The sequence below is a fragment of the Bacillus sp. NH11B genome, from assembly GCF_001884205.1.
Lineage (GTDB): Bacteria > Bacillota > Bacilli > Bacillales > Bacillaceae_G > Bacillus_A > Bacillus_A proteolyticus.
In genome coordinates this window covers 1-17601 of record NZ_MAOG01000067.1, presented here as the reverse complement: position 1 = coordinate 17601, position 17601 = coordinate 1, and the positions used below count along the sequence as shown (strand labels likewise).

Below are 17601 nucleotides of genomic sequence, written 5' to 3'. Positions count from 1 at the left end.
AAGAGGCTGCTCAATAGAGCAGCCTCTTTTTTATAATTAGAACTGGATTTTCTTTTCTAAGAAACCTTTTAGTTCGCTAATTGGCATACGAACTTGTTCCATTGTGTCACGGTCACGTACTGTAACAGCTTTGTCTTCAACAGAGTCGAAGTCGTATGTGATACAGAATGGTGTACCGATTTCGTCTTGACGACGGTAACGTTTACCGATAGAACCAGTTTCATCAAAGTCTACCATGAAGTCTTTAGCTAGTTCTGCGAATACTTCAGTAGCACCTTCAGATAGCTTTTTAGATAATGGTAAGATTGCTGCTTTGTATGGTGCTAAAGCAGGGTGGAAACGAAGAACTGTACGAGAATCGTTTTCTAATTGCTCTTCTTCATATGCATCACATAAGAACGCTAATGTTACGCGGTCTGCGCCTAAAGATGGCTCGATGCAGTATGGTACGTAACGCTCGTTCGTTTGTGGATCGATATAGTTAAAGTCTTCGTTAGAGTGTTCCATGTGACGTTTTAAGTCGAAGTCTGTACGAGATGCAACGCCCCATAGTTCGCCCCAACCGAATGGGAATTTGAATTCAATGTCAGTTGTTGCGTTACTGTAGTGAGATAACTCTTCTTCACCGTGGTCACGAAGGCGCATGCTCTCTTCATGCATACCAAGTGAAAGTAACCAGTTTTTACAAGTTTCACGCCAGAATGCGAACCACTCTAAATCTTCACCAGGCTTACAGAAGAATTCAAGTTCCATTTGTTCGAATTCACGTGTACGGAATGTGAAGTTACCAGGCGTGATTTCGTTACGGAAACTCTTACCAATTTGGCCGATACCAAATGGAAGTTTTTTACGCATAGAGCGTTGTACGTTTTTGAAGTTTACGAAAATACCTTGTGCTGTTTCAGGACGAAGGAAGATTTCGTTCGTGCTAGACTCTGTAACACCTTGGAATGTTTTGAACATTAAGTTGAACTGACGGATTTCAGTGAACTCTTCACTGCCGCAATCAGGACATTTTACTTCATGTTCTTTCATTAAATCAGCCATTTGGTCGAAAGTAAGACCATCAACAACCATTTCGATGCCTTTTGCATCTAATGCATCTTCAATTAATTTGTCAGCACGGTGACGAGCTTTACACTTTTTACAGTCGATCATTGGATCGTTGAAGTTACCAACGTGACCAGAAGCGATCCAAGTTTTAGGGTTCATTAAAATAGCAGCGTCTAAACCAACGTTGTGTGGAGATTCTTGAATGAATTTTTTCCACCAAGCTTTTTTAACGTTATTTTTTAATTCGATTCCAAGTGGACCGTAATCCCAAGTGTTTGCAAGACCACCGTAAATTTCAGAACCAGGGAAAACGAAACCGCGATGTTTCGCTAAGTTTACAACTTGTTCCATTGAGTACATAATAAAATCCTCCTTTTGAAAGTTAACGTATTGGCGATGACGTGATGGGTACTTGTGAAACGAGCAGTATATGCTTTGAAAAACATAAAAAAACGCTCATCCCAAGGCTTAATTGCCTAGGGACGAGCGTTTGCCCGCGGTTCCACCCTAGTTGATACACAAAAGGTGCATCCACTTTATCACGTATTGCTCGAGACTGCCGTTTCCTTGCGGCTTCAGGCTTTCACTATCCCTGAATCGCTTTTTGTGCAAGTACTTATAAGTCCGTCATCGCTACTTATATTAATAATAATGAACATATTCTAACACGTTCTTTTTTAAATCTCAATAGAGGAACGCGTCTATCTATGATAGAGTCTCGCCTATTTTTTCGTTATTTATTCCGTAGTTTTGTTTAATATGTTTAATTGCTTCGCGTTTACTAAGCGAGGCAAGCTCGTTAGTTTGAACGTATTCCCAAACTACATCTGGCTTTGTTTTTGCGTATTCACGAAGGACCCAGCCAATCGCTTTTTGAATGAAAAATTCTTTTGAGGAATGTAGTTGTCCGATAATCCAGAAAAGGAGTTCTTCGTCCATTTTTTGTTTGTATTTTAGCTGGAATAAAATTGCAGCGCGTTGTAACCATATGTTGTCTGATGCAATCCATTTTGGAATATAGGCAGAAATTAATTCTGGATGTTTTAAAAAGATACCACCTAAAAAGGTAGGGACGATGCTATCAACAGAATCCCACCAAGATTTTGTGACAATAAGTTCTTCTAGAAATGGGATATGAGTTTCGTTTATATGCTTTTTATATTTTTGCATGATATCGAGTGCAGCAGCTTGAAATTCTCGTTCTGGTAAGTCCCAAAGCTCACGTACGACAATTTGGAAGTCTTTTTTATCTGGGAGAGTATGTATTTGAATAACGTCTTTCAATAATTGTCTTCTTTCAGGTGTTTGAATACCGAGAAACGGGAAGTGATTTTTCATATAACGTGCCATTGGTTCTGCTTTTTCTGGGTTTTGATTTGCTGTGAAGTGCTCTTGTAATGCTTTTACAAATGGATGCATAAGTACGTTCTCCTCTCTTATTATCTTTCTTATTTTATTATACAGAGAGTTTGGGTGAATTTTAAAACATAACTTGCAATGTAATGAAATATGTTGAGAGTAGAGAGGAGAGGATAAGATGGAAGATCAAAGCGTACTAGCAGGTTTCTTTGCTCTTAGTTTTGCGTTTATTGTTGTTATATTAATTTGGGCAATTATTTCGTATTTGTTAACGGCTTTTGCACTTTATACGATGGCAAAAAATGATGGTGCAACTGATGGTGTTCTTGCTTTTATTCCTTTTTTAAATAGTAAAACGTGGGGTGACTTGGCAAAAGACAAATTACCAGATTTCTTAAAAGAAGAAGCAGGGTGGAAAGTATTCGGTATATATGTCGCATGTTTCATTTTTAATTTCGTACCAATTATAAGTTTACTAGCAACAGCTGTATCGATTGTGTTGTCCATTTATCTCATCTACGCTATTTTAGACAGATACGGAACGAACTCTATATTATTTACAATTATTCATACAATCACGTTTTCGGTTTTCTTGCCGATTCATTTGTTCATTATTCGGAATGAGCCGGTGAGATATAACGAGTAGATATATGTGGGGAGCTGTTCCAAAGATGTTTTGGAACGGCTCTTTGTCGCTCTTTGTCAGTAAATCGATATTTCGTTTAAAATCGTTGATATATTGTAAGTTGTGATAGATATATTCGAAGAATCGTTAATATAATCTCATTTACCAAGAGAAAAAGGGCTGCCACATGGACAGCCCTTTTTCTACTATATAAGATAGCGTAAATAAATATAAATATGAGAAATGATTAATGAAACGATCATAATCGGGAAGCCGACTTTAAGGAATTCCATGTAGCTAAATTTATGTCCTTCACGACTTGCGATTCCGGCTACGATTACGTTAGCAGAAGCGCCGATTAATGTTCCGTTTCCACCTAGGCAAGCACCTAATGCTAATGCCCACCATAGTACGTCGATTTGTGCGTCAGAAGGTGATAAACCTAGCCCAACTGCCATATCGTTAATAAGTGGGATCATTGTTGCAACGAATGGAATGTTATCGATTGTTGCAGAGGCGATACCAGATACCCATAGAATAAGGATAGAGGCTTGAGAAATATCTCCGCCTGTTATTCCGATTACTTTTTGAGCTAACGTTTTGATAAGACCGATATCGATAAGTCCTCCAACGAGTACGAATAGTCCCGCGAAGAAGAAAATTGTTACCCATTCTACGCTAGCGAATACTTCTTCAATTTCATGTTCTTTCACACCGATTAACATAAGGACAGTAGCACCAGTTAAGGCGATGATAGCTGCATCAATATGGAAAATAGAATGAGTCATGAAACCTAAAATAGTAAGTCCAAGTACTGTTAAAGATTTTTTCATTAATACTGGGTCTTTAATGTATTGTTTTTCATCTAAGCTCATTAATTTCTTAATTTGTACAGGATCAGCAATTAATTGCTTACGGTACATGAAGTAAAGCATTGTTGCTGTTACTGCAATGATAATAATTACGATTGGTGCTAAGTTTAGTAAGAAAGCATTGAAATCTAAATGCTTATTTGCAGAACCAATCATAATATTCGGTGGGTCACCAATTAATGTTGCTGTTCCTCCGATATTTGAAAAAATAATTTCAGAAAGTAAATACGGAACAGGATTTACTTGCAAGATGCGCGTAATAGATAAAGTAACTGGAACAACAAGAAGTACTGTTGTAACGTTATCTAAAAATGCGGAGCCAAGCGCGGTAAGTAAGGAAAGTGAAATTAAAATTTTAATTGGATTTCCTTGTGCTCCTTTTGCGGCTTTAATGGCAACGTATTGGAAGACACCTGACTTACTTGTAATGTTTACCAGTATCATCATACCGATCAGTAACGTAATAGTTCCCCATTCAATATGTTTCGTAAAGGCATTGTGTAAGTCAACGACCCCCGCAATCACCATGAATGCTGCACCAAGAAGTGCGATGACAGCGCGGTTAATTTTTTCAGAAATAATAATGGCATATGTAATTAAAAAGACTGCGATAGCGAAATAATACTGCCAGTTTGCGAGCTCTTGCGTTGTTTCGTGCAAAACTCTCATCTCCTTTCATTCACTTTTCTTAGTGTGTCAAAAAATTAACTAGATGAAACACACATAACGTCATTATAAAGTAGAAAAATGGCGGATGTAAATGAAAGGGTTTATTTTGTCATATTTTCTGCATAGGTCATTTTTTCTTATTTTTAAAAATATTTGTGGGCATTTGACATATATATAAGATACATCCAATCTGAATATTTCAAATGGAATCAGCATTCGAGCTTGTTCGTGTAAGAGTGTCAAATAGAAAGGAATGACAAAGATGATAAGGAAGGGATCGTATGGATGAACAACGATTTTTGTTTTTAGACTTTGAGTTTACGATGCCCCAGCATAGAAAAAAGCCAAAAGGTTTTTTCCCGGAAATTATTGAGGTAGGACTCGTTTCAGTTGTTGGTTGTAAGGTGGAAGATACGTATGCATCACATGTCAGGCCAAAAACATTTCCGTCTTTAACGGATCGATGTAAAAAATTTTTAGGAATTAAACAGGAAGTAGTGGACAAAGGAATTTCTTTTCATGAACTTGTTGAGAAACTTGCAGAATATGAAAAGAGGTGTAAACCGACAATTGTAACGTGGGGAAATATGGATATGAAAGTCTTAAAGCATAACTGTGAAATGGCGGGCTTAGAATTTCCATTCTTTGGACAGTGTCGTGATTTATCGCTTGAGTATAAGAAGTTTTTTGGAGAGAGAAATCAAACAGGACTATGGAAAGCAATTGAGGCGTATGGAAAAGCAGGGACAGGAAAGCATCATTGTGCGCTTGATGATGCGATGACGACATATAATATTTTTAAGTTAGTAGAAAAAGATAAAGAGTATTTAGTCAAACCAGCACCTCCGACATTAGGAGAACTTGTTGATTTTTCGAAAGTGTTAAAGAAGGTGAGTACACAGTAACGACCAAATTGCACAACATGTAATTTGGTCGTTTTGTTTTTTAAAGCTTGTAATCTTGCTTCAATTGCTGAAGTGTTTCTAGACTACGCCCCGCAAAAGGTGAATCATCTTCAGAAAATGAATTCATTTGTGTTTCTAATGCTAATTTTAGTGACTCTGTATAATCCGGAATTTCTCCTTCATATTTCTTCACCATTTGCTCTGGAATGTTCGTCTGTTCACGAAAAGCTAAAGCGCGTCTTTCATGGAAGAATGGTACGTCAGCTTGTTTTACATTATGTAAATCACCTTGCACCGGATGTTTTAAAACAGCTAATACTTTTACGACGTAACTGCCAGGACGGCTATTTGTAATTTCGCCTATGTATTTTCCCGTTTTATAAATACCCGTAACGATTTCACCAATTTCAAATGTTTCTCTCATATTTTTCACCTCAAGTTTATAGTAAGGAAAGTATAAGAAGGAGTCAAAGAAATCTGTTGATTTTTGAATGTCCTTGAGAATATGACGGGCTTCAACTATAATTTAAAATGATATGACAGAAAATTCTGATGTTAATTATTTTCATAAATTCCCTGATAAGGAGTGTTTTATATGATGCCTTTATATTTTCCTGAAGATAAAACGGAGTATATTATTCCAGGTATTGTTTGCGTTCTATTTATCGTCGGTGCGGTTGCTACGTGGCGTATGTTTATTCGTGTATCAAAACGAGAAGCAGAGCGATTGCAGAAAGTAGAAGAAAAGCTTTTAGCTGAAAAGAAACAGTAATTCATTTTTGTATGTTTCCCTCTATGCTCGGACAATCTAAAGGCAGAAAGTATTTTGGAGGGAATAGAATGAAAAAACGGCTTTTTTTCAGTTTTTGTTTATTATTTCTAATGGCGGGTTGTGACCAAGGGAAGCCGAAAGAAATTGATGTGAAATTACATAATGCTTCAGGTGATGAAGTTGGGACTGCAAAAGTAGCTCAGCAAACAAGTGGAGTGAAAATTACGATCAAAGCGGAAGGGTTTACACCAGGGCCACACGGGCTACATGTACACGAAATCGGAGAGTGTAAAGCGCCTAGTTTCGAATCATCTGGGAATCATTTTAATCCAGATAATAAAAAACATGGGCTTCTCAATCCAAAAGGTGCGGAAAATGGTGATTTACCGAATGTAGTGGCGGATGGTTCTGGGAAGATTAAAGCAGAAATCGATGCGCCGCATATAACGCTTGAAGAAGGAAAAACGACGATTCATAGAAAAGATGGGGCGTCTATTATTATTACAGAAAACGCTGATGATGGCATGACACAACCAGTAGGAAAATCTGGTGACCGAATTGCTTGTGGTGTTATTGTTAAAAAAGCGTCGGATATGAAGAAAAAGTAGAAGCTACCGTGCATGGTAGCTTTTTTTGTGAAACGGAAGTGAAAATATATTCGCGATTTTTGGAATATATCGACTGTAACTCAAAATATATCGATTTACCTACAAAAACTGACAAAGGAGTTTATTATGAAAAAGTATGGCGCAGTCTATTTAAAATTTCCTCTAAAACAGATCTTGGACAGCCGATGTTAATTCGAATATGTTCTTCTCCGCCTAATCCGTATTTCTCACCAGGTTCAACGATGATTTTACCTTTTTCCTCAAGCAGTGTGGTGCGTTCGTTTTGAGAAAGCTGTAGGCGAGAGCAATCAATCCACAATAAAAAACTACCTTCTGGTTTCGTTACAGAAAGAGCAGGTATGTGATCTTTAATATATTCACAAGCGAATTGAGCGTTATCTTCTATATATAATCGAATTTCATTTAGCCAATCGTTGCATTCTGTATAGGCACTTTGCATCGCTGTATAGGCAAATGTATTTAATCCGTGGAAACCTTGTCTATATTGGATAGCTGTAAAGGCTTGACGGAGTTTTTCGTTTGGAATGATAATAATCGATGCTTGTAATCCGGCGATATTAAATGTTTTACTCGGAGCCATACAAGTAATGGTGCGTGTTGCTAATTCTTCAGATAAAGAAGCAAATGGTGTATGAGTACGATCTCCATAAATAATATCGGCATGAATTTCATCCGCGACAACGATTACATTATATTTTGTACATAACGTGCCAAGCTGTGTGAGTTCCTCTTTTGACCAAACACGCCCGATTGGATTGTGAGGACTACAAAGAAGCATGAGTTTGACGCCTTGTTGAAATTGCTTTTCTAAATGCTCGAAGTTTATCGCATATGTATCATTTTGTTTCTGTAATGGACTCACGCATAATTGTCTATTGTTTGTTGTAACCATTTCGAAAAATGGTGGATAAATAGGTGGTTGTACGAGAACAGATTCATTTTCCTTTGTGAAGGCCTGTATGCTCGTACTAAGAGCTGGAACGATTCCCGCGCTAAAGACAATCCATTCTTTTTGAATATCCCAGTTGTACTGTTTTTTTGTCCAGTTACAAATAATATCTCCAATATTTTCGGGAGGAAGTGTATAGCCGAAAATAGGATGCTCGATACGTTTCTTTAAAGCAGTTTGAATTGGTTGTGGTACTTCAAAATCCATATCAGCAATCCAAGCATGGAGAAGTTCTTCGTTTTTATACGTATCCCATTTTGTACTATGAGTTCCACGTCGATTGACTGCTTTATGAAATAGTTGCATAAGTTTGCCCCCTTCTTCTGTAAAAACGATAAGTTATGAAAGTTCTCTCTCTTCTTATAGAATAGCTGATGTGATAGGATAAAGAAAAGTATTAAAAAGTGAAAAGGCGGGAATCGAATGGGTACATATGAAAAGATGATAGAGGTTGTGAAGAATTGGGATCCGTTTCAAATGGGACCGGAGTTTTATGAAACAGAAGCGAGCGATGTTGTGAACGTCGTAAGTGTGTTTGACGATCCAAAATACATCGCAAAGAAGATTCAACATATATACTTTATGTCTTTTGAGGAAGTACCTGCGCTTGGAAAATGTGAGAAGTTAGCTGTGGAATTACTTGTAATAAAAGAAGGCGGAAGTTGTTCATTATAGGCTGTCGGAATTTCCGACAGCCCTTTGTAATTACTGCGCAGAAAAAGCGATAATTTCTTCATAAACGTGTTCAGGTTTTTCTTCAGGTAGTAAATGCCCTGTGTTTTCGTAAGAAATAAATTTTGAATTCGGTAAATCTTTGTGTAGCCGATGACCTACATGTACAGGGACGACACGATCTTTTTCACCCCAAATGAGTAGTGTAGGTGTTTCGATTTTTTGTAATTCAGTTGAAGATAAGTCACCTTCACGGTCTCTTATCATACGAGTTAAAGCAGGGAATATACGGTTGTCATAAAAAGGAGCAGAGTAACCTTCCTTCATTTCATCATCAATTAATGAGTGATCATGAACGACATTCATTAAGTTATGAACAATCCCGCGCCGTATAATCCAGTTCTTTACGTATAAATGAAAGAACGGTAAATAAGAAGAGTACAGTAAAGGTAAGGTTGCGCGTGCTAAATAGCTAGAGCTGCATAATAAAATTGTCTTGGAGATTAATTCAGGGCGTATACGGTTTACATAGAGAGAAATTTGTCCACCCATAGAATGCCCAACTAACACAATGTTTGAGAGAGATAAATGTTCAATTAAATCGATAATAACCGTTGCTAAATTGTGATAAGAATACTTAAAGAGATGAGACTTATCACTTTTTCCGAACGGCGGTAAATCAAGAGCAATTACTGTTCCTGCTTTCGATAGTAAAGGAATGAGACGGCGGTAACTGAATGAGGAAGATAAAAAGCCGTGAATGAGCACAAAAGTAGGACGTTCTGTTTTGTTGTCATGTTCATACAATTCGTAATGAATAGTAGTGCCGCGAGTGGAAAAAGTGAAATAAGGACAAGTATATTCGTGATTCATTTTTTGTCACTCCATTGATTTTTGTTCATATCATTTCCAAGGAAGAAGAAAATATGTTAACAAAAAAAGGCAAGATGACGATGTCATCTTGCCTTTCGTTTATTCATTATTATCTGCGAACAATATTAGGCGGTGTTTCTCCTTGTAATCCTGCCACTAAATTTTCAGCAGCTGTCATTGCCATTTGCTGCCGAGTTTTTAATGTTGCAGATCCGATGTGCGGTAAAGTTACAACGTTTTGTAATGATAAGAGCGGATTCTCTTTTTGAATTGGCTCTTGTGTAAATGTATCGATGCCGGCTGCAAATATTTTCTTTTCTGTTAAGGCATGAATTAATGCAGTTTCATCTACTGTTTTCCCGCGAGAAGCATTAATGAAAATTGCTGTTTCTTTCATTAGTGAAAATTCCTTTTCACCGATAAGATGATACGTTTCATCTGTTAATGGAGTAAGAAGAATAATAAAATCAGATTGCTTGATTAGAGTTTGTAAATCACAATATGTAGCATCAAATTTTTGCTCAGCTTCTTCTTTACGGCGACGGTTATAGTAAAGGACATTCATATCAAATCCGAATTTCGCTCGTTTTGCGACAGCTTCTCCAATTCGTCCCATTCCGATAATACCGATCGTACTATGATGTACATCTAGTCCGAAGTGTTCTTTTCCGATTTCAGCGTTCCATTCACCATTTTTTACATAGGAATTGAGTTCGCAAACACGGCGACCAGCAGATAACATAAGAGCGAAAACGAGATCTGCTACTGTATCATCTAATACATATGGTGTATTCGTTCCGATGACATTTCGCTTTTCCATCGCTGTTAAATCAAAATTATCGTAGCCAACAGAAATGTTACTCACCACTTTTAAGTTAGGAGCTACATCTAACAATTCTTCATTAATAGCAGATCCGAAATTTAATAACCCATCTTTATCTTTTATTTTTTCCAAGAGAACATCACGAGGTACTTTCTCGTTTTGATCCCATTTTTCAAAATCACAGTGTTCTGATAAATAGTTTTCTACAAATGTTGGAACTGGTTCGGCAATATATACTTTTGGTTTCACGGTTCCATCCCCTTTCCTCTTTATCCCGATTGGTACAGCTAATAATCAGTGGGGATGAACAAAACCCTCGCTGATTAAAGTTTCACTTTACCCCGCTTTAACGAGCAGTAAGACTCCCACCTAAAAAGACGGTTGAGGCAAAGAAGTGAGGTGGGAGATCAACTGCTCGTAAAAGCCCGATTGGTGTGGGCTAATAATCCATGGGGTAAACCTTTCTATGGATTAAAGTTTCACTTTATTTTGACATAATTCTCTAAAAAAATCTTCTTTTCAAACTGGAAAGAGTATTTGTATAATTTAGACACAAACTAAAAGGAAGGATGATTTATATGGTGACAGAGAAAGAATTAGAGTTATTAGCTTGTCTTGAAAAGAATAGTCGTTTATCTGTAGATACATTAGCGAAGCTGTTAAATATAGAAGTAGAAGAAGTGAAGAAGATTGTTGCAAAATTAGAAAGTGAAAAGATTATTGTGGACTATGTAACACATATTGATTGGACAAAAGTGAAAGAACATACTGGTTTAACAGCGATGATTGATGTGAAAGTTACGCCAAAGCACGGCGTGGGGTTTGATGCGGTTGCTGAACAAATTTATCGTTATTCAGAAGTGAAATCAGTGTATTTAATGTCAGGGACATATGATCTTTCTATTACATTAGAAGGGAAGACAATGGGAGAAGTAGCGATGTTTGTTTCTGAGAAATTAGCAACGATTGAATCTGTCGTTTCTACGACAACACATTTCATTTTGAAGAAGTATAAACATGAAGGGATTATTTATGAAAAAAACGATGATGATAAGCGAATTGTGGTGACACCATGAAGCAATTTGAACTATCTAGGGCGGCAGAATCTTTACAACCATCTGGTATTCGAAAGTTTTTCGATTTAGCAGCAAATATGAAAGGTGTTATTTCTCTTGGGGTAGGAGAGCCAGACTTTGTTACACCTTGGAATGTAAGGCAAGCATGTATTCGTTCTTTAGAACAAGGATATACGTCATATACAGCAAATGCAGGATTATTGGAGCTCCGTCGAGAAATAGCAAAGTATCTAAAAAAACAATTTGCAGTATCTTATGATCCAAACGATGAAATCATCGTTACGGTTGGAGCAAGCCAGGCGTTAGATGTAGCGATGCGCGCCATTATAAATCCTGATGATGAAGTGCTCATTATTGAACCAAGCTTCGTTTCTTATGCACCGCTTGTATCATTGGCTGGAGGAGTTCCAGTTCCTGTAGTGACTACTTTAGAAAACGAGTTTAAAGTACAACCAGAAAAAATTGAAGCGGCTATTACAGCGAAAACAAAGGCAATATTACTTTGCTCCCCCAATAATCCAACAGGTGCAACGTTAAACAAATCCGAATTAGAAAAGCTGGCAGTTATTGTTGAGAAGTATAATTTAATCGTGTTATCTGATGAAATTTATGCAGAGCTTGTATATGACGAAGTGTATACAAGTTTCGCGAGCATTCAAAACATGCGTGAACATACGATATTAATTTCAGGATTTTCAAAAGGATTTGCGATGACAGGATGGCGCCTCGGGATGATTGCAGCCCCTGTTCAATTTTCAGAATTAATACTCAAAATCCATCAATATTCAATGATGTGTGCACCAACGATGTCTCAATTTGCAGCACTTGAAGCATTACGCGGGGGAAATGATGAAGTAATTCGAATGAGAGATAGCTATAAAAAACGTCGTAACTTTATGGCGACATCTTTCAATGAAATGGGCTTAACATGTCATGTACCAGGCGGGGCATTTTATGTTTTCCCTTCTATAGCTTCAACCGGACTATCTTCAGCAGAATTTGCAGAACAATTATTATTAGAAGAACAAGTGGCTGTTGTTCCTGGAAGTGTGTTTGGTGAGAGTGGTGAAGGATTTATTCGTTGCTCATATGCAACATCGCTTGAACAGCTTATGGAAGCGATGAAGAGAATGGAACGGTTCATAGAGAATAAAAAAAGGACAAAACATAATACGTTTTGTCCATAAAAGGGGGGGAATACTAGAAAGCCATGTGTTAGTATTCTATCCCAATATTGGAGAATTATACGTATTGCAGGAAATTTTTTCGTGAATTTTGAATGAGTTCTATCATAGTGGTATAATTTACTAATATAAGGTGTGAGTATCCTCGGTATTTTATTTAAGGTACTTATTCACCAATCGGATATTTAATAATAAGTACATCTGTTTTGCAATCTACATTTGTAGAGAAAATGGTAAACGTATGGGAGTGTTTCATATGTCAGAACAATATACAACAGGAGTGGTTGTAACAGGGAAAGTGACTGGAATTCAAGATTACGGTGCATTTGTAGCGTTAGATGCAGAAACACAAGGACTTGTGCATATATCTGAAATTACAAATGGATATGTAAAGGATATTCATGACTTTTTGAAAGTCGGCGATACAGTAGAAGTAAAAGTACTTTCGATTGATGAAGAGCACAGAAAAATGAGTTTATCGTTAAAAGCGGCGAAAAGAAAACAAGGAAGGATTCTTATACCGAATCCATCTAAGGACGGATTTAATACGTTGCGAGAAAAGCTGACAGAATGGATTGAAGAGTCCGAGTTAACAAAGTAAAAGAGGAACGCATATGAGCGTTCCTCTTTTAATTTATCTTATGATATATATTTGCAAATATGATTGCATGCAATCATATTCGTATGTCGGAGGTGAAGAGGACATACTGGTTATCGAATTTCGTTTGTTTCTGGGTGTGTACCAAGGTTTTCAGATGGTTTAAAGAGTAAACCAAGATTGATAAGTCCAGATATACCAACGATGCCGTAAATAATACGTGCGAGAGCTGAGTTTTGTCCGCCGAAAATGGCTGCTACTAAGTCAAACTGGAAGAACCCGATTAGTCCCCAGTTTACTGCACCAATTACAGTAAAGACTAATGCGATACGTTGCAATGTACTCATGAAAAAGCCCCCCTTAATTGTGAAGCATGAGCAAGCGCTGAGTTAATCAACTCTTTTATAGAATGGTGCAGTTATGTTGTTTTTATACATAAAAAATGTGTGAAAAAAAGGATGTATATACATCTATACCGAAAAATGCGAATTTTTATGCAAAAAATGAACTTTTTCTAAAAAATATATATTGGTTACGTTTACACTGGTTGAATCGCTTGATTTACAACTTCAGTTTCGCTAAAGTGAATACAGAAATACATATCCATAATTGGAGGGAAAAAGATGAGTACACATGTAACGTTCGACTATTCTAAAGCGTTATCCTTCATCGGTGAACATGAAATCACTTATTTACGTGATGCAGTGAAAGTAACACATCATGCAATCCACGAAAAAACTGGGGCTGGGAACGATTTCCTTGGTTGGGTAGAGCTTCCGCTTCAATATGACAAAGAAGAATTTGCTCGCATTCAAAAATGCGCAGAAAAAATTAAAAATGACTCTGACATTTTACTTGTTGTAGGTATCGGTGGTTCTTACCTGGGAGCACGCGCAGCAATCGAAATGTTAAACCATTCTTTCTACAACACACTTTCTAAAGAACAACGTAAAACTCCACAAGTGCTATTTGTTGGACAAAACATTAGCTCCACTTACATGAAAGATTTAATGGATGTATTAGAGGGTAAAGACTTCTCTATTAACGTTATTTCTAAATCAGGTACAACAACAGAGCCGGCACTCGCATTCCGTATTTTCCGTAAGTTATTAGAAGAGAAGTATGGAAAAGAAGAAGCTCGCAAACGTATTTATGCAACTACAGATAAAGCGCGTGGTGCATTAAAAACATTAGCGGATAACGAAGGCTACGAAACATTCGTAATTCCAGATGATGTTGGAGGACGTTTCTCTGTATTAACGCCAGTTGGTTTATTACCAATCGCAGTAAGTGGCTTAAATATTGAAGAGATGATGAAAGGTGCAGCTGCTGGTCATGACGACTTCGGGACATCAGAACTAGAAGAAAACCCAGCTTACCAATACGCAGTAGTTCGTAACGCTTTATACAATAAAGGAAAAACAATTGAAATGCTTGTTAACTATGAGCCAGCACTTCAATACTTCTCTGAATGGTGGAAACAGTTATTTGGTGAAAGTGAAGGAAAAGATCAAAAAGGTATTTTCCCATCTTCAGCAAACTTCTCAACTGACTTACACTCATTAGGTCAATACATTCAAGAAGGTCGTCGTGACTTATTTGAAACAGTTCTTAAAGTAGGTAAATCTACACATGAACTAAAAATCGAATCAGAAGACAACGATTTAGATGGATTAAACTACCTTGCTGGTGAAACTGTAGACTTCGTAAACACAAAAGCATACGAAGGTACATTACTTGCACATAGCGATGGCGGAGTACCAAACTTAATCGTAAATATTCCTGAATTAAATGAGTACACATTCGGTTACCTTGTATACTTCTTCGAAAAAGCATGTGCGATGAGCGGCTACTTATTAGGCGTAAATCCATTTGACCAACCAGGAGTAGAAGCATACAAGAAAAACATGTTTGCTTTACTTGGTAAACCAGGATTTGAAGAATTAAAAGCAGAATTAGAAGAGCGTTTAAAATAATAAAAAGCGACCGGGTTTCCGGTCGCTTTTTATTATTTTACTGAAATGTCCATCGGTATATTCAGACTAGAATGGGTATGCTAAGGGAAAAGTCTAGGAGGGATGGGCTTGATTCCGATTCAATCAAATTTAGAAGGACATACATATGCGTTATATAAGTTAGAAGAGGTTATGAAACCACTTGGATATAGTATTGGTGGTAATTGGGATTATAATAAAGGATGCTTCGATTACAAAATCGATGAAGAAGATGGGTATCAATTTTTACGAGTGCCGTTTACAGCGGTAGATGGTGAACTAGATGTACCTGGTGTAGTAGTCCGTCTTGAAACGCCGTATATTCTTTCGCATGTATATCAAGACGAACTAGATGATAATGTAAATACTTTAACCGCAGGAACGAGTGGGATGGATCAATTTGCTGAACCGAAAGATCCAGATGGAAATGTGAAAAGAAAGTATATTAATATTGGGAAAGTTCTCATGCGGGAACTAGAGAATCATTTTATTAATGGTGAATAACAATGAGTATATCGCCTCCGATAAGAATGAAGGAATGGACTGGATTAATCATATATTGATCGTCACGCTTTATACCTAGTAAGAGAATGTTTTGTTTTAAAAGAGTGTAGCTACAATTTGCAAAGGATTGTCCAGTGCAGGATGGGGGAAGCTCCATCAGTTGTAATTTGTTATCAGAGATTTCATCGTAAAGTGAGAAGAATACACCTGAAATGGAAGGGTATAAAAGAGATGCGGTAAATACATAGCTCGTTAATTTATTTCCTTCTATAATTTCTGAGGCGCCAGCTCTCATTGCATTTTGGATTTGTTCAGTAGTAAGAAGTTCAGCGATGCAGTAAATGTTTTGATTCAGTCCTTTTGCAGTTAAAATATTTAAAATGGACTCTGTGTCCGCTAAGCTTTCGTTTTTTTCTTTATCGGCTGTTATTAATATAGTGTGAGCGGTTGTAATATTAGCTTTTAATAAAGTTTGGTCGTGATGTGGACAACCTTTTATAAACTCTAAATGATGAAATGGTTTTGGGAGTAAAGAAAGTGTTTCATCAATTAAAACGATATCAAGGTTTGGTTGTAATATGTGCATTTGTTTTACAACATGTTTTGCACGCTCATTCCAGCCGACGATAATCATATGACCGTTAGCTGTTGCAGCTTCTTCTCCTTTTATTTTCATATATTGTTTATTAATCATGTCGGTAGCGAATAGAACCATATAATAAGAACAAAATCCAGTTCCTAATAAAATAATGCCTATACCAATCAGCTTGCCTATTGTTGTATGGGGGGCAAAATCTCCGTATCCAACTGTGAAAATAGTAACGATTGACCACCAAATTCCGTCAAACCACGTGGTGAAGTGTGCTGGCTCTAATTTATGTATAAGAAATCCAGAAAAAGCAGTAAGTACAATAATAAAACAAATTAAACGAAAAATAATGGAATCACGAAATGTATCTACTAAATTTGGACGGGATTTCAATTTCCTATTCCTCCTTACTTTGCAGGACTACATTCATTGTTACCATTATAGAAAAAAGAAAAACTCTCTAATTAAAAAGAGAGTTTTTTCATATTACATACTTTCAACTTCAGTTTGTTGAACACTTTCAAGATGCTGAAGAGCATAATAAACATCAGCAGTATGTCTTTTTTGATCGATAGATAATTTAAGGTGTAAATAGTGAGCGCCATTTTCTAATGTTTTGAGCTTCATATTTTTAACTTTTATATCCATTTCTTTTATCTCTTCAATTACAACTGGGATATTGTCCATCTCGCGCACAACGAGTTTCACTGCGATATCACGTTGACGAAATGATCTAGGGCCTATAAATTTCATCGTTAATGGTATAAGTTCTACACTTATCATAAGGAAACACATTCCGAAAGTAGCCTCGATATAGAAACCAGCTCCAACGGCAATACCAATACCAGAAGCACCCCAAATCATAGCGGCAGTTGTTAGTCCTGCAATACTATCATTTCCTCTTCGTAAAATAACGCCGGCACCTAAAAAGCCGATTCCTGATACAATTTGAGCGGCGAGTCGAAGCGGATCCATATTCATATGATCGGTATGAGGTAAGTTGTAAGCTGCTTTAATAGAAACAATTGTCAGGAGGCAACTAATTATAGAAATAACTAAACAGGTTTTTAAACCGAGTGGTTTCCGTTTTAATTCACGCTCTAAACCGATGGCGAATCCTAAAATAGCTGAGAGACCTAGTTTGAGTAATAAATCGGCGTAGTCCATATATATTCCTCCTTGTATGATATAGGGATAAAACATTTATATAGAAAGAAACGTTTTGGGATAGAGTAACTTTATATAGAATATATGTAGGAATTACTTATACATGAAAGAGATATTTCGTTTAAGTATATGATATTAAAAAAGAAATGTGGGTGGTTTTTAAAAAAGTTTATAAAAGGTGTTGCATTTCATTTTTCGCCATGATATATTAATAACCGTCGCTGATGCGGAAACGCAGAAAACGACAAAAAAGAAATTAAAAAACTTAGTTGACATCGAAAAACGAAG

At 36.8% G+C, this 17601-nt stretch carries 20 protein-coding genes; 10 read left to right on the top strand and 10 right to left on the bottom strand.

Translation table 11 applies throughout. From position 1 onward, the window contains the following. Positions 1-36: 36 nt before the first annotated feature. Both BAU27_RS10965 and BAU27_RS10960 read right to left on the bottom strand, forming a co-directional pair. Complete coding sequence (locus BAU27_RS10965; RefSeq protein ID WP_000287143.1) at positions 37-1413, bottom strand: glycine--tRNA ligase; 1377 nt, start codon at positions 1411-1413, stop codon at positions 37-39. A 345-nt stretch (positions 1414-1758) separates the two neighbouring features. Next, complete coding sequence (locus BAU27_RS10960) at positions 1759-2472, bottom strand: DNA alkylation repair protein (RefSeq protein ID WP_071770891.1); 714 nt, start codon at positions 2470-2472, stop codon at positions 1759-1761. Between the two features lie 118 nt (positions 2473-2590). On the opposite strand from BAU27_RS10960, the gene BAU27_RS10955 reads away from it, so the two are divergent. After that, positions 2591-3058, top strand: coding sequence for a hypothetical protein (locus tag BAU27_RS10955; protein ID WP_000390113.1), 468 nt, complete (start codon positions 2591-2593; stop codon positions 3056-3058). A gap of 185 nt (positions 3059-3243) precedes the next feature. Here the strand turns inward: BAU27_RS10955 and BAU27_RS10950 are convergent, their stop codons facing one another. Beyond that, positions 3244-4569: an ArsB/NhaD family transporter gene (locus BAU27_RS10950; RefSeq protein ID WP_071770890.1), complete on the bottom strand. Its 1326-nt coding sequence runs from the start codon at positions 4567-4569 to the stop codon at positions 3244-3246. Between the two features lie 290 nt (positions 4570-4859). On the opposite strand from BAU27_RS10950, the gene kapD reads away from it, so the two are divergent. After that, a complete protein-coding gene (kapD, locus tag BAU27_RS10945) occupies positions 4860-5483 on the top strand; it encodes a 3'-5' exonuclease KapD (RefSeq protein ID WP_071743955.1) in 624 nt (207 codons plus the stop codon). A gap of 40 nt (positions 5484-5523) precedes the next feature. On the opposite strand, the gene kapB is transcribed toward kapD, so the two are convergent. Next, entirely contained in the window at positions 5524-5907 is a 384-nt protein-coding gene (kapB, locus tag BAU27_RS10940; RefSeq protein ID WP_001209324.1) for a kinase-associated lipoprotein KapB, read from the bottom strand. A gap of 171 nt (positions 5908-6078) precedes the next feature. Between kapB and BAU27_RS32305 the strand changes: the two genes are divergently transcribed. Together BAU27_RS32305 and sodC are read left to right on the top strand one after the other, a co-directional pair. Then, positions 6079-6255 carry a hypothetical protein gene (locus tag BAU27_RS32305; RefSeq protein ID WP_000982769.1) on the top strand — a complete coding sequence of 59 codons (177 nt, stop codon included), beginning with the start codon at positions 6079-6081 and terminating at the stop codon, positions 6253-6255. Positions 6256-6323: 68 nt separating this feature from the next. Then, positions 6324-6863, top strand: a complete 540-nt coding sequence (sodC, locus tag BAU27_RS10930; RefSeq protein ID WP_071770889.1) for a superoxide dismutase [Cu-Zn] — start codon at positions 6324-6326, stop codon at positions 6861-6863. A 124-nt stretch (positions 6864-6987) separates the two neighbouring features. Here sodC and BAU27_RS10925 read toward each other — a convergent pair whose 3' ends face one another. Next, on the bottom strand, positions 6988-8139 hold the full coding sequence (locus BAU27_RS10925; RefSeq protein ID WP_071770888.1) for a MalY/PatB family protein: 1152 nt from the start codon (positions 8137-8139) through the stop codon (positions 6988-6990). 117 nt (positions 8140-8256) lie between these two features. On the opposite strand from BAU27_RS10925, the gene BAU27_RS10920 reads away from it, so the two are divergent. After that, positions 8257-8508, top strand: coding sequence for a YugE family protein (locus BAU27_RS10920; protein ID WP_000537643.1), 252 nt, complete (start codon positions 8257-8259; stop codon positions 8506-8508). Between the two features lie 30 nt (positions 8509-8538). On the opposite strand, the gene BAU27_RS10915 is transcribed toward BAU27_RS10920, so the two are convergent. Both BAU27_RS10915 and BAU27_RS10910 read right to left on the bottom strand, forming a co-directional pair. Beyond that, complete coding sequence (locus BAU27_RS10915) at positions 8539-9378, bottom strand: alpha/beta fold hydrolase (RefSeq protein ID WP_071770887.1); 840 nt, start codon at positions 9376-9378, stop codon at positions 8539-8541. Positions 9379-9487: 109 nt separating this feature from the next. Beyond that, positions 9488-10450, bottom strand: coding sequence for a 2-hydroxyacid dehydrogenase (locus BAU27_RS10910; protein ID WP_071770886.1), 963 nt, complete (start codon positions 10448-10450; stop codon positions 9488-9490). A gap of 329 nt (positions 10451-10779) precedes the next feature. On the opposite strand from BAU27_RS10910, the gene BAU27_RS10905 reads away from it, so the two are divergent. The 3 genes from BAU27_RS10905 (at position 10780) to yugI (ending at position 13062) form a co-directional block, all read left to right on the top strand. Then, complete coding sequence (locus BAU27_RS10905; protein ID WP_000255687.1) at positions 10780-11277, top strand: Lrp/AsnC family transcriptional regulator; 498 nt, start codon at positions 10780-10782, stop codon at positions 11275-11277. Next, positions 11274-12464, top strand: coding sequence for an aminotransferase (locus BAU27_RS10900; protein WP_071770885.1), 1191 nt, complete (start codon positions 11274-11276; stop codon positions 12462-12464). The genes BAU27_RS10905 and BAU27_RS10900 overlap by 4 nt, the downstream gene beginning before the upstream one ends. A gap of 253 nt (positions 12465-12717) precedes the next feature. Next, positions 12718-13062: a S1 domain-containing post-transcriptional regulator GSP13 gene (gene yugI / locus BAU27_RS10895; RefSeq protein ID WP_000003767.1), complete on the top strand. Its 345-nt coding sequence runs from the start codon at positions 12718-12720 to the stop codon at positions 13060-13062. Between the two features lie 110 nt (positions 13063-13172). On the opposite strand, the gene BAU27_RS10890 is transcribed toward yugI, so the two are convergent. After that, on the bottom strand, positions 13173-13406 hold the full coding sequence (locus tag BAU27_RS10890) for a DUF378 domain-containing protein (protein ID WP_000105788.1): 234 nt from the start codon (positions 13404-13406) through the stop codon (positions 13173-13175). A gap of 276 nt (positions 13407-13682) precedes the next feature. On the opposite strand from BAU27_RS10890, the gene BAU27_RS10880 reads away from it, so the two are divergent. Beyond that, positions 13683-15035: a glucose-6-phosphate isomerase gene (locus BAU27_RS10880; protein WP_071743963.1), complete on the top strand. Its 1353-nt coding sequence runs from the start codon at positions 13683-13685 to the stop codon at positions 15033-15035. Positions 15036-15143: 108 nt separating this feature from the next. Further along, positions 15144-15557, top strand: a complete 414-nt coding sequence (locus tag BAU27_RS10875; RefSeq protein ID WP_071770883.1) for a YugN-like family protein — start codon at positions 15144-15146, stop codon at positions 15555-15557. On the opposite strand, the gene BAU27_RS10870 is transcribed toward BAU27_RS10875, so the two are convergent. Together BAU27_RS10870 and BAU27_RS10865 are read right to left on the bottom strand one after the other, a co-directional pair. Continuing rightward, positions 15544-16539: an ion channel gene (locus BAU27_RS10870; protein WP_071770882.1), complete on the bottom strand. Its 996-nt coding sequence runs from the start codon at positions 16537-16539 to the stop codon at positions 15544-15546. The two genes, BAU27_RS10875 and BAU27_RS10870, sit on opposite strands and share 14 nt — an antisense overlap. A gap of 93 nt (positions 16540-16632) precedes the next feature. After that, the gene (locus tag BAU27_RS10865; protein ID WP_071743966.1) at positions 16633-17313 is read right to left on the bottom strand and encodes an MgtC/SapB family protein; all 681 of its coding nucleotides are present in this window, start codon (positions 17311-17313) and stop codon (positions 16633-16635) included. Positions 17314-17601 lie beyond the last annotated feature (288 nt).

Bases quoted from the DNA above. Each gene is read 5' to 3' on its own strand.
- BAU27_RS10900 (WP_071770885.1), top strand. From the start codon at position 11,274: ATGAAGCAATTTGAACTATCTAGGGCGGCAGAATCTTTACAACCATCT.
- BAU27_RS10890 (WP_000105788.1), bottom strand. From the start codon at position 13,406: ATGAGTACATTGCAACGTATCGCATTAGTCTTTACTGTAATTGGTGCA.
- BAU27_RS10915 (WP_071770887.1), bottom strand. From the start codon at position 9,378: ATGAATCACGAATATACTTGTCCTTATTTCACTTTTTCCACTCGCGGC.
- BAU27_RS10865 (WP_071743966.1), bottom strand. From the start codon at position 17,313: ATGGACTACGCCGATTTATTACTCAAACTAGGTCTCTCAGCTATTTTA.
- BAU27_RS10880 (WP_071743963.1), top strand. From the start codon at position 13,683: ATGAGTACACATGTAACGTTCGACTATTCTAAAGCGTTATCCTTCATC.
- yugI (WP_000003767.1), top strand. From the start codon at position 12,718: ATGTCAGAACAATATACAACAGGAGTGGTTGTAACAGGGAAAGTGACT.
- BAU27_RS10955 (WP_000390113.1), top strand. From the start codon at position 2,591: ATGGAAGATCAAAGCGTACTAGCAGGTTTCTTTGCTCTTAGTTTTGCG.
- BAU27_RS10965 (WP_000287143.1), bottom strand. From the start codon at position 1,413: ATGTACTCAATGGAACAAGTTGTAAACTTAGCGAAACATCGCGGTTTC.
- BAU27_RS10920 (WP_000537643.1), top strand. From the start codon at position 8,257: ATGGGTACATATGAAAAGATGATAGAGGTTGTGAAGAATTGGGATCCG.
- BAU27_RS10960 (WP_071770891.1), bottom strand. From the start codon at position 2,472: ATGCATCCATTTGTAAAAGCATTACAAGAGCACTTCACAGCAAATCAA.
- kapB (WP_001209324.1), bottom strand. From the start codon at position 5,907: ATGAGAGAAACATTTGAAATTGGTGAAATCGTTACGGGTATTTATAAA.
- sodC (WP_071770889.1), top strand. From the start codon at position 6,324: ATGAAAAAACGGCTTTTTTTCAGTTTTTGTTTATTATTTCTAATGGCG.
- BAU27_RS32305 (WP_000982769.1), top strand. From the start codon at position 6,079: ATGATGCCTTTATATTTTCCTGAAGATAAAACGGAGTATATTATTCCA.
- kapD (WP_071743955.1), top strand. From the start codon at position 4,860: ATGGATGAACAACGATTTTTGTTTTTAGACTTTGAGTTTACGATGCCC.
- BAU27_RS10905 (WP_000255687.1), top strand. From the start codon at position 10,780: ATGGTGACAGAGAAAGAATTAGAGTTATTAGCTTGTCTTGAAAAGAAT.
- BAU27_RS10925 (WP_071770888.1), bottom strand. From the start codon at position 8,139: ATGCAACTATTTCATAAAGCAGTCAATCGACGTGGAACTCATAGTACA.